The organism is Vreelandella halophytica, assembly GCF_968193635.1.
The window spans coordinates 3,156,326-3,170,472 of sequence record NZ_OZ309107.1; the positions used below are offsets into that span (position 1 = coordinate 3,156,326).

At 65.6% G+C, this 14,147-nt stretch carries 7 protein-coding genes and 1 pseudogene; all 8 read right to left on the bottom strand.

Annotation, left to right across the window (positions count from 1 at the left end; all coding sequences use genetic code 11):
* The 8 genes and pseudogenes from ACWHXT_RS14580 to ACWHXT_RS14615 all read right to left on the bottom strand — a co-directional run bounded on the left by ACWHXT_RS14580 (position 1) and on the right by ACWHXT_RS14615 (position 14,145).
* Complete coding sequence (locus ACWHXT_RS14580; RefSeq protein WP_447958054.1) at positions 1 to 3,714, bottom strand: RHS repeat-associated core domain-containing protein; 3,714 nt, start codon at positions 3,712 to 3,714, stop codon at positions 1 to 3.
* A 45-nt stretch (positions 3,715 to 3,759) separates the two neighbouring features.
* A pseudogene (locus ACWHXT_RS14585) lies at positions 3,760 to 5,730 on the bottom strand (type VI secretion system Vgr family protein); the annotation flags it as partial.
* A 1-nt stretch (position 5,731) separates the two neighbouring features.
* Positions 5,732 to 6,019, bottom strand: coding sequence for a type VI secretion system PAAR protein (locus ACWHXT_RS14590; protein ID WP_447956373.1), 288 nt, complete (start codon positions 6,017 to 6,019; stop codon positions 5,732 to 5,734).
* A 102-nt stretch (positions 6,020 to 6,121) separates the two neighbouring features.
* On the bottom strand, positions 6,122 to 6,706 hold the full coding sequence (locus tag ACWHXT_RS14595) for a GNAT family N-acetyltransferase (RefSeq protein WP_447956374.1): 585 nt from the start codon (positions 6,704 to 6,706) through the stop codon (positions 6,122 to 6,124).
* Positions 6,690 to 10,325 carry a type VI secretion system membrane subunit TssM gene (gene tssM, locus ACWHXT_RS14600; RefSeq protein WP_447956375.1) on the bottom strand — a complete coding sequence of 1,212 codons (3,636 nt, stop codon included), beginning with the start codon at positions 10,323 to 10,325 and terminating at the stop codon, positions 6,690 to 6,692. Before tssM ends, ACWHXT_RS14595 begins: the two co-directional genes overlap by 17 nt.
* A 76-nt stretch (positions 10,326 to 10,401) precedes the next feature.
* Positions 10,402 to 11,886 carry a type VI secretion system protein TssA gene (gene tssA / locus ACWHXT_RS14605; RefSeq protein WP_447956376.1) on the bottom strand — a complete coding sequence of 495 codons (1,485 nt, stop codon included), beginning with the start codon at positions 11,884 to 11,886 and terminating at the stop codon, positions 10,402 to 10,404.
* A gap of 10 nt (positions 11,887 to 11,896) precedes the next feature.
* Positions 11,897 to 12,550 (bottom strand): type VI secretion system-associated protein VasI, encoded by a 654-nt coding sequence (gene vasI, locus ACWHXT_RS14610; RefSeq protein ID WP_447529912.1) that lies wholly within the window; start codon positions 12,548 to 12,550, stop codon positions 11,897 to 11,899.
* Positions 12,547 to 14,145, bottom strand: a complete 1,599-nt coding sequence (locus tag ACWHXT_RS14615) for a sigma-54 interaction domain-containing protein (RefSeq protein ID WP_447894348.1) — start codon at positions 14,143 to 14,145, stop codon at positions 12,547 to 12,549. Before ACWHXT_RS14615 ends, vasI begins: the two co-directional genes overlap by 4 nt.
* Between the last annotated feature and the right edge of the window lie 2 nt (positions 14,146 to 14,147).

The window sequence follows — 14,147 nt, forward strand, 5'->3', positions numbered from 1 at the left end:
TTACCAACCTGCCCAAGGCGCACTGTCAAATCGATTTGGTTCTGCATAGCTAGGGTTTTTGCTATAAAGATCTTCTTGCTTTATCAGTCCAACTTCTGAAAGTGATTCAGATAACGAGTTAGGGGTTATATTTATTCCCAAATCATATCCTAAGTCTTCTAACCCTCTTTCTAAGGGATCAGTGCAGTTAAAACCTAGCGCTCCATAACTACCTTTACCTTGTTGCCATTTAAGCCTACGTTCAAGCTGAGCCTCCTGACTGGGTGAAAGATCAATAGTATACCCTTTGGCATTTCTAAAATCGTTTCTTTCCATATATTCTTGGTGAGGTAAAATAGACATTCCACTAGGTCCCCATGAGTAATTAGTACCATTAATATTGGTAGCAACATGGCCTAACGATGATCCGCCCCACCCCACCCCTTCAAATATAATAACTTCTGTTTTTAAACCTTTTGGATCGATAAAATTAATAGGATTTTTTACATACCCATACAGATTCGTTCCACCCCGCAGCCCAATCGGATCTTGGCTCACATACCGCCCCTGCTGGGGGTCGTAATACCGGTGCCGGTTGTAATAGAGCCCGCTCTCCTCGTCCTGCCATTGCCCCTGGAACCGAATCGGCTGACGGGCACTGCCGCGCGCGTTTTTGACCGCCGCCCAATCATCAGGCTGAGCCTGCCATTTCGTGTCTCCATTGGGCGCGACCAGCTGCATCGGCGTGCCAATCGCATCGGTGACGAAGGCGCTGAGCTGTGGGCCTTCCTGGGTGTCGTCGATGCGCAACATGGGCACAAAGCTGCCCGGCTCGTAGACGATAGTCGAGTGCTGATTGTCGCTTTCTTCGCGCACGAGGCGGTCGCCGTCCCAGCCGTAGTGGGTGGTGGCGGTGGTGCCGTTTTCGTGGCGCACGGTTTTGCTGATGCGGCGGCCCAGGCCGTCGTAGCGGTAGGTGGCCTCGACCGTACGGCCTCGCTCGCTTGCGCGGGTGAGCTGGACCAGGCGATTGGCACCATCGTAACCGAGCGTCAGGCGGTCGCCGTTGGCGGCCTGCTTTTCGATCATGTTGCCCGCGCCGTCGAAGCGGTGGCGGGCGCCGTCCAGGTGGTCGAGGCGGTTGTCGGTCAGCGCCTGTTGGCCGTCCAGGCGGTTACCGGCGGCATCGAGGGCGTAGCGGTGGGCCTGGTCGCCGTGCTGGCTGCCGGTCAGGCGGCCGGCGGCGTCATAGCTGTAGGCGATGACGCGGGAGGCCTGGTCACTCTGCACGCTTCTGAAACTCATCCGGCCCAGGGCGTCGTACTGGTACTGCTGCCCGCCACCGTTCTGCGCGCCACGCAGCGTCAGGTGATCGAGCTGGCCGAGGTTCGTATAGCCGCGCTCCAGAATCAGGGGCGGCACCTGGTCGCCCGATGCCAGCGTCAGGCGGCGCTGGGTTTCCCGGTGCAGGGCGTCCGGCTCCAGGTCGATTTCCAGGTTCAGCCCCGGGGCGCTCAGCCCGTGCAGGTGGCCGCTGCCGTAGGTGTGCCAGTTGAGCGCGGGTAGCTCGCCGAACTGGCTCGCTTGCGGGGCGCCGTTGGCGGTGAGGGTGTGCTGCTGCTGCCACTGCCAGCCACTGCCGCCTTCGATACCCGCGTGGCGCTGCTGCTCACCGACCAGCCGCTTGGCGTCATCATATTGAAACGCGACTTCGCCGTGCTCGTTGGTAACGCTCATGAGCTGGCCGTTGGCGCCCCAGCGGTACTGCTCTTGGCTTGCCGGGGCGTGCTCGGTGGCGGGTAAATGGCGCGCCGCAAGGCGTCCGGCGGCGTCGTACTCATAGCGTGTGGCCAGCGGCTGGCCGTCCGGTCCGGGGCGGCTGGCTTCGATGCGCTCGATCAGTTGGCCCGCTTCATCGTAGCGGTACTGCTGTTCGCGGCCGTCCGGGCCGGTCTCGCTGGCCAGGCGGTCCATGTCGTCGTAGGTGAAGCGGTAGACCGCGCCGTTGCCCAGGGTCAGCTCACTCAGACGGCCCACATCGTCGAAGGCGGTGAACTGCTGGCTGCCGTCGGCCTCGGTGCGCTGGGCCGGGCGGCCGTGTTCGTCGAAGAAGAACTGCTGGCGGAAACCCTGGGGGCCTTCCACTTCGACCAGCCGCCCTTGAGGGTCGAAATGCTGGTGCCAGTAAAGGCCGTTGGGCAGTTGGGTGGCGGTGCGTCGGCCCAGCTCGTCGTGCTGGGTGCGCGTGGTCTCGCCCAGGGCGTTGGTGGCACTGGCCAGATATCCGCGGCGGTCGTACTTAAACTCGGTGCGCTGCTCGGAGCAGTCGATCTCGGCGGTGACCTGGCCGAGGGCGTTCCACTCGCGCTGGTGGGTGGCGCCACCCGGGTCGGTCACCGTCGTGGCACGGTCGGGCAGGCGCTCGTCGTCGTAAGCAAACGCCGTGGTGCCTGTCGGCCCCGTCACTTCCACCGGCTGACCACGTTCGTTACGAGTGATTTGCCAGTGCTGGCTCTCCGGCCCTTCGATGCTCACCGTGTCGCCCAACGCATCGCGCTCGATGCTCCAGCGCTGGCCGTCCGGTGTTACCTGGCCGATGACCTGGCCACTTTCGTTACGCTCGATCCTTGTTTCCCGGCCCAGCGGGTCGGCCGTGGCAATTTTTTGCCCGGCGCGGTCATAGCGAAATTCGATACGCGAGCCGTCGGCGCGGGTGTGCGCCGTCCAGCGCTTGCCGGGGCCGCTGCCCACGAAGTGGTAACGCTCTTCGCGGCCCAGGTGGTCGGTGACCTGGGTGTGATCGACGTGATACTCAAAACGCCGCGCCAGGCCGCCAGCTTCCTGCTGGCCTACTACGCGGCCGTCCGGCGCGTGGCGGTCCCAGGTGTAGTGGGCTTCCATACCGCCGGGCACGCGGTGGGCGGTCAGCATGTGATCCTGCCACTCGAACTCACGCACCACCTCGCCGTGGCGCTGGCGCACGGCGAGCAGATCCCCGGCCGAGCTATAGGAGTAGCGCACCAGCCAGTCGCCGGGGGCGCTGCCGTCGTGCTCTTTGGCAAGTTTCACGCCGGTAAGGCGCTGGCCCGCATCGTTGGGCTGGCTGGGCAGCATCGCCTCGTAAACGAACTGGTAGTGGCGCCCGGCGCTGTCGGTGACGCGCGTCAGCAGGTCCGCCTCCCACTGGTACTCGGTGGTGTAGCCGTTGCGGTCATGCTCCTGGGTCAGTGGCCAGCGGGCGCTGGGGTCGGCGGGCTGTTCGAACACGTAGTAAACGAGACTCGCATCGCTTAGCACGATGCGCTGGGGATCCTGGCGCAGTGTTTCGTCCAGAACCTGCCAGCGCGGGTCCGCCTCTGCTTCCTGTGAATCCGGGCCGCCGCGACGAATCCAGAGCTGTTCGGTGGGGGAAAAGCGCGCCTGACCCGGTGCCAATTCGCCAAAGGTAATCTCGCGCCCCTGGGCGTCGTGAACGATACAGGCGTTTTCATGAAGCTCGAGTGCCAGGCTTGCGCCGGGTACCGACCAGCCTTGGCCGAGAATGCCCACGTTGGCATTGCTGGAAAGATAGCCGCGGCTGAACACGAAGGGTCGGGGTGCAGGCAGCGCGAAGTCGGTCTCGGCAGGCAACAGCTTGGCGCCCAGCAGCGGGTTGACCGGGCTGCCCACGGCAGGCTCACAGGCACTGCAGTCGCTGGCCAGGCCGTCGCTGATGTCGATGTCGGCAAAGTCCACGGGGGTGGCGGCGGCAATGTCGCTGGTTAGCGTTGGGGTCTGATGAGGCTCGAGGGTGGTGTCCTCGCTCTCCTCCGGCTCGGCCTCGCCGGGCAGGCGGGGCAACACGATGGCCTGGCCCTGGCCACGCCCCGGGCTTCCGCCGGAGTTGATCTTGACCTGGGAGCCGACAATGGTAACGCCGCTCGGGTCGAGTTTGATAAAGCTGCCGCCGGCCTTCAGGGTAATCTCGGCACCGGCCTCCAGTACGATCTGCGTGCCCGCCTTGTGGTGAACCTCCTGCCCCGCTTCCAGAAGCTGCGCCTCGCCGTACAGCTCGTGGCGGGTCTGGTCCACCTGCAGGTGGTCGTCACCCTTGATTTGGGTAAAACGGTCGTTGTGGACCGTCAGGTGATCGTCATTATGGATTTCGCTGAGGCGGTTGCGATGCACCTTGAGGTGACTGTCGTTGCGAATTTCTTCGGTGCGGTCGTTGAGCGTTAAAAGCTCCAGGTCTTTTTGAGCGTGGACCCAGATCTGCTCCTCGCCCGCCTCGTCCTCGAAGCGCAGTTCGTTGAAGCCTTCGGCCTTGTGGCTTTGCGTGCGCAGCACCGTGCGGGTCTTGTTCGCCGGTAAATCGTAGGGCGGCTGGTTGACCGCGTGGTACGTACGCCCGGTGACCAGCGGCTGGTCCGGGTCACCTTCCAGGAAGGAAACGATCACCTCGTGGCCGATGCGCGGCAGTGCAATGCTGCCGTAGCCGCCGCCGGCCCAGCCCTGGGAGACGCGGACCCAGCAGCTGGCGGTGTCATCCGGCTCGGCGTAGCGGTCCCAGGGGAACTGGACCTTGACCCGGCCGTGTTCGTCGCAGTGAATCTCTTCGCCTTCCGGGCCGACCACGAAGGCCACCTGGGGACCGTCGACCCGGGGCTTGGGGTTGGGCGTGGCGCGCCAGGCGGCGTCGCCGGGCATCAGCGTGACCTGGTTGACGTAGCGGGTCATGCCGCCGGTGTCGCTGGCGCTGATGCTGTCCTCTTCCAGCGCCTGGGGCTGCTCGCCGGCGTGGTGCACCGCGACCACCTGCCAGTCCCGGTTGAGGCTTTCGGTGTCGTGATCAACAAGCGTGAAGCGTGCGCCGGGGGCGAACTCGGGCAGATCGCTTTGGGCGCTGGCCGTGGTGGCGTTGCGGCGCAGGTGCTCCAGGCGGATGCGGGTGAAGGGCTTGCCGGAGGCGTCTTCCTTGTAGCGGCCGGGGTAGTCAAAGTGTTCGTAGTCGGTCTGTTGACCGTGCTCGGCGACGTCATCGCCCATGTGATCGTGAAGCTGGGCGTAGGCCGGGTTCTTGAAGCTGTAGTCCTTGAGCTGGGCGCTGGCGGCGGCGACCCGGGCGGTGTGGCTCAGCTTGCGCACGTGGCGGGTAGGCGGCGTGCCGCCGGCGCGGCTGTGATAGGTGCGCTCGCCCAGGTTGGTGAGTACCTGGGGGTCGTCGGAGAACACCAGCCGGTGGGCGCCGCCCTCGCTGTCCTCGAACTCGTGGAAATAGAACAGGCCCTCCTCGGCGGCGAGGCGCTCGATGAAGGTGAGATCCGTCTCGCGGTACTGCACGCAGTATTCCCGCTCGAGGGGTTCGCGGCTGACGGCGAAGGCCACGTCCGTAATACCGCGCTCGTCCAGCAGGGTGTTGATGATGGTGAGCGGATCGACCTTCTGGAAGATGCGCGAGTTCTGGCGCAGCGAGGTGCGCCAGAGCGCCGGGCGCAGTGTCAGCGAGTAGAAGGTGCGCCGATGGCCGCGATCCCCTCGGCCGAACTCGCTGATGATGCCGTGGACCCGGCGCAGCGGCTCGCCGTCCTGCCAGACGGTCAGCGTGGCTTCGCGGTCAAGAAGCTCCGCCGCGTCCAGGTCGCCTTCGCGGCTGGCGACGTTCAGGGTCAGCTCGAAGGGCTCGGAGAGCGCCTCGCGGTGGGTGAAGTCGATGACCGCGACGTCATCCACGCCGGGCAGCATTAAAGTGAACTGTAGGCCGGTGGCTGGCATGTTAACTTCCCTCTCCTGAACCTGAACCGATCACCACGCCGCCGCAATCAACGTCGTGGCTGGTGAGTGCAACGGGCGTGCCGTCGACGAAAATAGTGCCGGAACCCTGAGCGATACTGCGCGGGTGGGGCGAATGGCTGGGCTTTTGGTGCGCCTCCAGGGGGTCGCCTTTACGGGCCACCGGCTTGCCGTCCATGATGACCGTGGGGCTACCCGAGATGACCGGCGAGGGCACATAGCCGTTGTGCTCGGTGCCGATATCCCCTACCAGTACGAATTTTTGGCCCATTGCTCGACTCCTTCTCCGCGTCAGCGTGTGCGTGCGCTTATTCATGTTGCTCGTGGGTGGCGCTTGCGTATCCTGGCTATTCAGCCCGCTCGTTCGTCCCGCTCATTCATCCCACTTAGCAGGCGCCTCGAAACTGGCGATTTCCTGGGCATCTACGTGCTGGCGGCTAAAACCTGCGGTTTCCAGGCTATTGACCGCCGAGTGGCATTTAAGCGGCAGGCGCGTTTGTAGCGGCACGCCGCTCAAGCTTCGCCGTAGCGCGCGCAGTAGCCTCGTACCGTGGCCGCTGCCCTTCCACTCTTTGCTGATATAAAAGAACTTGAGCTGCCAAGCCGACTCGTCGTCGGGCCGACAGGCCAACACCATGCCCAGCGGCGGCCCGTCGCCGTGGCGAAGCGCCAAAAGCTGCCCCTGCCAGTGCGCCACCTGCCCGTCATCACGCTGCAGCCATACCTGGCGGTGCACGGTGAACTCCAGCGCGCGGCGCAGCGTATCGAGGGCGCTTTTGTCGCGCAGTAGCCAGGGCGAATAGCCCCGGCCATCGGCCTGGTACACCGCTTCGATGAAGTTGTCGATGTCCTCTTCCCGGGCAGCCTCCAGGGGCCGGGCGCGCCGGCCCTTGGCGCGCTTATGGCGCGAGGCCGGCTTGTCCGCCCCGCTAAAGAGCTTTTTAAGTTGCGTCAGCATGGCCACCTCGCTCGGCGTAAAGGGCGGAGGGAAGCTGGAACCCTGCGGCCAGCGGCCGGGTAAACGGGTTGGGCGCGCCGCCGGCAAACAGCCGGTAGCGCATGGTGCCGCCATCCACGTTGAAACGAAGCTCCAGCTCACGCTCGCTCACGCTGGTGACCTCGGCCTGCTCCAGCAGCCTGAACCAGGCCCAGGCGCCATCCTGACTGACGCTTCGCGGCGAACGGTTCACTTCGCTTGGCACCATGGTAAGGCGGCTTTCGGTGCCGCCGCGCAGGGCGTTGGGCCAGATCATCGATACCCGCTGGCTAACGCTGTGGGCGTACTCGATCAGCTGACCATCGACACTGATGACGCTGCGGCGCTTGTTGGCGCTCAAGCTGACCGGCTCCAGGGCGAACTCGACATCGAGCGCGCCGTCGCGGCTGAAGTAGGCGCGGCGAATCTGCTCGGCCTGGTCCACCGCCGTGTAGAGGCTTTCGCGCAGCAGCGAGTTGCCCTGGGCGTCGGTCAGGTACTCCGGCGCGCCTTCGATGAAGGGCTGCAGGCTGTCCTGATAGAACGTATCCAGGATGCCGCCGGGGGCGAAGAAGTCCTCGAAGTCGTTGAGCGCGACCTCCTGGGTGGCGTTGGGCGCGATGGGATAGCGTCCGGCCAGGCGCTCCTGGTACGGCGCGACCACTTCGTCGAGCCACAGGCTTTCCAGGTGGCGCGTGGCGCTGACCATCAAAAGCTCCCAGCTTTGGTCCGCCAAGCGGTGGAGCATGCTGGCGACCGGCTCCGGGGTGTTGTCGGCGATACGCTTGAGGTTTTCGATCGGGTCGTTACCGCGCAGCGAGAGCCGGTCGCGGGCGCTCAAGAAGGCGGCGCGGCCGCTGTCGCTCGACTCTTCGATCTCCATCAGGTAATCGCGCAGCGACGTCACCGCGGTCTTGATCTCGTTCAGCGACGAGGGGTTGCCGTTGTCGGCCTGGCTTAGCCGGTTAAGATCGGTGAAGGGCTGCTCGATGGCCAGCGCCAACTGGTAGCGCTGAGACTGGCGCAGCGCCTCGCGGGCCTGGTCATCGTCCTCGGGGAGCTCCGGGTAGAGGCTGGTATTGCGCTCCACCGCGTCCAGCAGCCGGTCCAGCGGGCGCTGGGCGCCGACCAGCGCATCCGCCACCACGATCGCTTGGCGGATATCCGGCAGCGGTACCAGCTGCGTATTGGCCAGCGCGTCGCGCCAGCTCACCTGGTAGTCGCTGACGTAGTACTCGCGTAGCGCGGTTTGAAGCTGCTCTTTATCCGCCTCGCTAAAGTTGATGTCGTCGCGCTGGCCGAGCACCCAGATGTCGATCAGGGCAAGCTCCACGGCGCGGTCGAGCTCCTGCAGGAAGTAGCTTTCGAAGCCGTCACGGGTGACCAGGTAAGGCAGCGTCACGTGCTCCGGGTCGTCGTTGCGCGCCATGAACACGGTGTTGAAGAGCGTGCCCACGCTGCGACGCAGATCCAGCGCCTGGCCCTGGCGGCTGCCGGCGGCCTTGAGCGCGGCGTAGACCCGCTCGTCGATCGGCTGACGGGAGAGATCCTGCTGAGCGGAGGCGATGCTGCCTTGAAGCGGCGCCATGGCCTGCTCGGCGTTCGGGCTGCCCGCCTCGACACGCCCCTGAAGGTCGCTGTGCTGCATGGCGTAATCCAGATGCATCATCAGGCGCTGCTGCACCTCGCCCTGCTGGGGGAAGTAGCTCTGCCAGCGATTCGCCATATAGCGCTCCACGCGCTCGGTCTGGCGCCCGCTTTGATCCGACATCATGCGCAGTACGCGAAGCAAGGCGAGCTTTTCGTTACTGCCCTCTTCGGCGCGGTTCATGTCGTCCATGATGCCGATCATCAGTGCGGGCAGGAATTGATGCTCCAGCATGGCCAGATACGCCCGCTCGACCTGGGCGCCGATTACGTGGCCCTGGTAAAGCCCCATGTCCGCCAGGTACGGCGTATGGGTGCGGTACTCGCCGAAGGTTTCCATGGCGTAGCGCAGCCGGTCCAGCGGGTCCAGAAGCTCGCGACCGCTGGGGTCGTCGCTTTGGAAGGCCTCCGGCTGGGTGGCCAAAAAGGTTTCCGCGCGCTCTTCCACCGCGGAAAGTGAGACGCTGTTTTTCTGGTAGAAGTGGGTCCAGCCGCCGACCAGCCCCAGCCCCAGAATGGCGCAGGCGGCCAGGCTTGCGTTGCGCATGCGCTGGCGCCGCTGGGCGACGCGCGCGTTGTCGGAGGCAAGGCCCGCCTCGGGGTAGATCACCTTCTCGAACAGCTCTTCGGTGAAGTAGAGCGCGCTGCGTGCCGCCCGGTGGGCGGGTTGCACGCTGTCGTCCATGCCGTAGCGCCGCGCCGCGGCGTCAACGAAGGGGTCCTCGGGCACGCCCTGCTGGTAGACCGAGGTAAAGTAGGTGCCGCGCACCATCGCCGCGGTCGAGAAGCGGTCGCTGGAGAGCGCCTCGGTCAAAAAGCCCAGCAGCACGTCGCGAAGCCCAGCCAGTTGGCGCACGAAGCGGAACACCGATTCGCGCTCCTCGCGGTCGCGGCACTCCGAGAGCATGGCGGGCATCATGTGGTTGAGCCGCGTGAGCATGGCGTCGAAATCGGCCTCGAACTCCGCCTCCCACTGCCCGGGGGTATCGATGGAGTCCGGGGTGAAGGTGAAGCCCAGCGGCGCCTTGCGCGCGGCGCGAGAGTAATGGCGGAAGAAGTCGTCGAAGCCGTGGAGCAGGTCCATCTTGCTAAAGGTGACATACACGGGAAGCCGGGCGCCGTGGCGCTCCATCAGCTCGCGCAGGCGGCTGCGCAAAAGCGTGGCGTAGGCTTTACGCACCGCCACCTGGGCGTGGCTCAGGCGCGCCAGGTCGAGCACCAGCACGATGCCATCCAGCGGGCGCCGGGCGCGGTTACGCTCCAGCCACTCCACGAAGTGATCCCAAAGCCTGCGCTGAAGCTCCTGGGGTTCGCCGCCTTCCATGGCGCCCTGGGTCAAGAGTTCGCCGTCCGGGTCGATCAACACCGCCTTGTCGCCGATCCACCAGTCAAAGCCGAGCTGGCCTTGTTTGCTGCTCTGCCCGGTGGCCTTCATCACGTGGGTCAGAGCGAAGTTCTGGCCGGAGCGGTTGATCAGGCTGGTCTTGCCCGCGTTTTCCACGCCCATGACCAGATACCAGGGCAGCCGGTAGCGGCCGTTGCCGCCACCCAGGCTCTCGATGATCTCGTCGAGCACGCCGTTGAGCGACTCTTCCTGGCGCTCGACCTGGGACATGATCGGGTCGTGCTGGCGCGCCTGTTCCTGCTCGCGCTCGGTGTCCATATCGCGCAGCCGCCGGGCCAGGCGAACGCCCCACACCACGGCTACGACCGTGACGATGATGAGCGTGGCCGCCAGGCGGTTGATGAAGGGGGCAAGCGGCGTCACCCCGCGCACTTCCCAGCTCGGCCCGAACCACCAGATCGCCACCAGCAGCAACGCCACCAGCACGGCCCACAAGAGCATGGAGAGCCGCGAGAGTCCTTTGACTTTATTGACGTGGGCGTTGGCCCGGTTTTTCGCCGTTTGCGCCCGGGAGAAGCCCGGCACGTAGCGGCTCAGCTTTGATTTCAAGGTTGACCACATTAGCCTTTATCCCTCGTCCCTATTGATGATGACCATCGGTTTACCCTGGTGGTACGGTTGGCGTTCACCCCGAGGGGGTCTCCGGCAGCGCGGCTTTCAAACGTGCGATCAGCGAAGGCTCCCACTGCTCCAGCGCCAGCTCGCTGACCGTTTGGTGGAGCGTGACGTAGTGCTGCTGCGCCAGGCTCGAAAGCCCCGCCTCTTCCAAAAGCTCCGCGCTCGCCAGCCGCCAGTAGGCGCTCTCTCTGGGCGAGCGCGCCGCGCCCAGGCCCTGGTCCAACACTTTCAGCGCCGCGCCGGTGTCGTTTTGCGCCAGCGCCTCGCGTGCCTCTTCAAGCCCCTGGTGCCAGGCCTCGCCCCCGCTTTCCGGCGCCGCGCCCCCCTGTTGGGCGCTTTGCAGCCAGCGCGCGGTTTCCTCGTCGACGAACGCGGCGCCGTTATTGAAGGTGAGCGCCTCGATCCCCGGCAGGCGCTGTACGAAACGCTGGGTTTCATCGCGAATCGCCTCGGCGCAGCGCGGGTGGCCCAGCTGTTTGGCAAGCCCGGCACTCAGCCGGTGGCCTTCCAACCAGTAAGGGCTCACCGCGAGGCTTTTTTCGATTCGCTGCCAAAGGCTTGAATCGCCGCCCTTGGCCAGCGCCTCGCGGTACTCGGCGGTACGGTCCGCCGAGACCGGCGCCAGTTCGGTCTTGCCGTTCTCCCGGGCGCCCGGCAGCGCCTGGATCGTGCTCCAGATCGCGTAGCGGCGAAGGCGATAGACCAGCGGCTCGCCCAGCGACTGCTCGGCCATGAACTCCGCCATGTTGAGCAGGGCCTGGCGGTTGCCGCGCTCGTTGCCGGATTCCAGACGAAGCTCCGGCGCCTTCGCCGCCGGAGCCGCGGTCTCGGGCTGCGCCTGGGCCTGGCCCTGAGATCGAGCGGCGGATGTCGAACCCCCTTCGCCACCTGGCGAGGCGGGCGTATCGCTGGCCGCCGTGTTCGTTTCCTGGCTCGGGCGCAGGGCGTTCAGTTGGCGCGTCAGCTCGTCCAGCGCCTGATGGGGCAGGGATTTCTGCGCCACCTGCTGGGCAAGTTCGGCAAGCGATGTTTCACAGGCCTCGAACTCGTCCTGAGCGTTGTGGAAATCCAGCGTCGCCAGCAGTTTTATACTGCGCTGGATGAACTGCTGAAAAAGCCGGGGGCGCAGTTTGTCGCCGCGCTTGCCGGCGAACGGATAGGCGCTTTCCCACCAGGGCGCGGCGATGCTGCGGGCCAGCAGGCGAAGCGAGAGCGCAAAGCGCACGCCGCTGCCGCCGTGCTGCATGCAGTGCATCAAGTGCCCCAGTACTTTCAAGTCCTTGCCCTGTTCGCTGAGCATGCGAATCGCCAACGTCTCGGCGTTTTCCCAGTCGATGCTGGCGTGCTGGAGCGAGCCGATCTTCATCATCTCCTCGTCCAGGGTCAGGTAGCTGTTGCTGTCCTCGACCGGCACACCCACCGGCGCGCCCTCGGCGTTCTCGGGAAGCGGCGCCAGCAAAGGCTCGAGCTGCGATTCTGCGGTAATTTGCATGAACCTCCCCTTACCAGCCGCACGCGTCGCGCAGCGGGTCGATGACCTCGCGCAGACCCGAGACATCAAAGCGCAGCCCATCGAGTTCGGCCAGGTCGCTTTGCAGCGTGACGGCGCCGGTACCCAGCAACTGGCGAAGCGTCTCGATGGCGGGCAGCCCGCGCCCGCCGCTGACCACGCGGCCGCCGTCGCGCACGCGCCACTGCTGAGGGATGGAGCCGTTGTCGCCGACCAGCCGTACATCCACCCGCGCCTGGCTAAGCGGTGCGGGCAGGTGCAGCTGGAAACGCGTGATCCACTTTTCACAGGCCAGTACCATCACCGGCCGCGGCGGCGTGGTGCCCAGCGCCGGCACGCTGATCAAGATAGTGTCCGCGGTGGTGTTGGCGATCAGCCCCATGTCGTCGTCACCGCGGCCCGCTTCCTGGCGTTCGACCGCGTACCAGAGCGCGGGCAGCTCGCCCTGCTCCTGGGTGGTCGTCGCCTCCAAAAACAGCGCGTCGTAGCAGTTGAGCCGCTCGAGGCGCGACGCCTCCTCAGTGCACGCCTGGGCGCTATCCAGTAGCGCCTCGGGCGCCTGGGCCTTCGCGCCGGCGCTTGCCAATAAGCCCAGCAGCAGTAAGGCGCTGCCCGGCCATCGGCGTTTTAACAGCATCACGTTCATTTGGTATCCAGCTCCAGTAGCTGACATTTGTGCGCCAGGGTTCGCTTGGGTAGCCCCAGACTTTCCGCCGCCTGCGCCCGGTTGCCGCCGAAGCGTTGCAGCCGCTTGCGAATGATCGTCGACTCGATTTCACGCAGCGCCTGGCGCAGATCGTCGATTTCGCTTTCCAGCACGGCGTCGCCGGATGGGGCCTGGGTGGCCTCTTGGGTGGGCAGCGCAGGCGTATCGTCCGGCGCTTGCTCGCCGGGCAGCATGGCGGCGTCGATATCCGCCCCCTGGGGGGTCATGGCGCAGGCGTAGTCGATCACGTTTTTAAGCTCGCGCACGTTGCCCGGGTAGGCGCGGCGGTGTAAAAGCCGCAGCGCCGCCGGGGTGATGCCCATCTCTTCGCGCGCCTCGCGGCTGCAGAAGTCGCGAATGAACGAGCGGGCCAGGGTTTCGATATCGTCGCGGCGGCTGGCCAGCGGCACCAGGGTGATCGGAAACTGCCCCAGCCGGTAGTAAAGGTCCGCGCGAAAGCGCTGCTCCTTGATCTGCTCGCGCAGCGGCTGATGCGTGGCCGCCACCAGGCGCAAATCGGCGCAGCGCTCGTCGGTCGAACCCAGCGGCCGGTAGCGCCCGCTCTCCAGTACGCGTAAAAGCTTGGCCTGTAGCGCCAGCGGCATGTCGCCGATCTCATCGAGAAACAGCGTGCCACCGTGGGCCTTGGCGATCAGCCCTTCGCGGGGTTGGTCGGCGCCGGAGAACGCGCCCTTGACGTGGCCAAAGAGCTCGGACTCCAGCAGCGTTTCGGGGATCGCCGCGCAGTTGATCGCCATGAAGGATTCGCGGGCCCGGCCGGAAAGCTCGTGAATGGCCTGGGCTACGCGGTCCTTGCCGGTGCCGGTTTCACCTTGTAGCAGCACCGCCAGGTTGGTTTCCGCGGCGCGCACCACCTGGCTTCTCAGGGCCTGCATGGCGGCGGACTGACCGAGAATCTGCTCGCCGAGGCGATTGGCAAGGCTTTGCCGGCGGGCGCCGTCGTTGAGCTTGGCCAGCGAATCCTGCAGTACTCGGGAGCGTTGGCGCTCGCCGTGCTCCCGCGCCAGACGTGCCCACAAACGACATAAAAGCGCCTCGAACGCGGCCATACCGGCTTCATCAAAAAGCGCGTCCAGCGCCTCGGGCTCCCCGGCCAGGAGCAGCACGCCCAGCCATTCGCGCCGGCCATCCAACGCCCGGAGCGGGCGAAGGCGTAGCTGGCGGCGGGTGGCAAGTGACGCGATCTGGCCCTGAAAGCCCGGGTGGTCCAGGCGCAGGCGGGCGTCGCTGACGCTCAGGCTGAGCGCGCTGTCGTTACGCACGACGTGGGCGTAGGGGTGGCTGAAATCGCCGCAGTCGAACTGCGTGTCGAGGCCGTCGCGGCCCAGCCAGCGCCCGCTGCCGTCGATATACAGACACTCCGCCGCGTCCACGCCCGGGCAGTCGCGCAAAAGCCTGGCCGCTTGCTTGCGCAGCGCGGAAAGCGACGCGCTCTCCACCAGCGTCAACGCCAGCGGCATGGCCGCAAGCGCTGCACTGGGCAGGCCGGTTAACGAGCGGGCGGGAAGCGTCATGG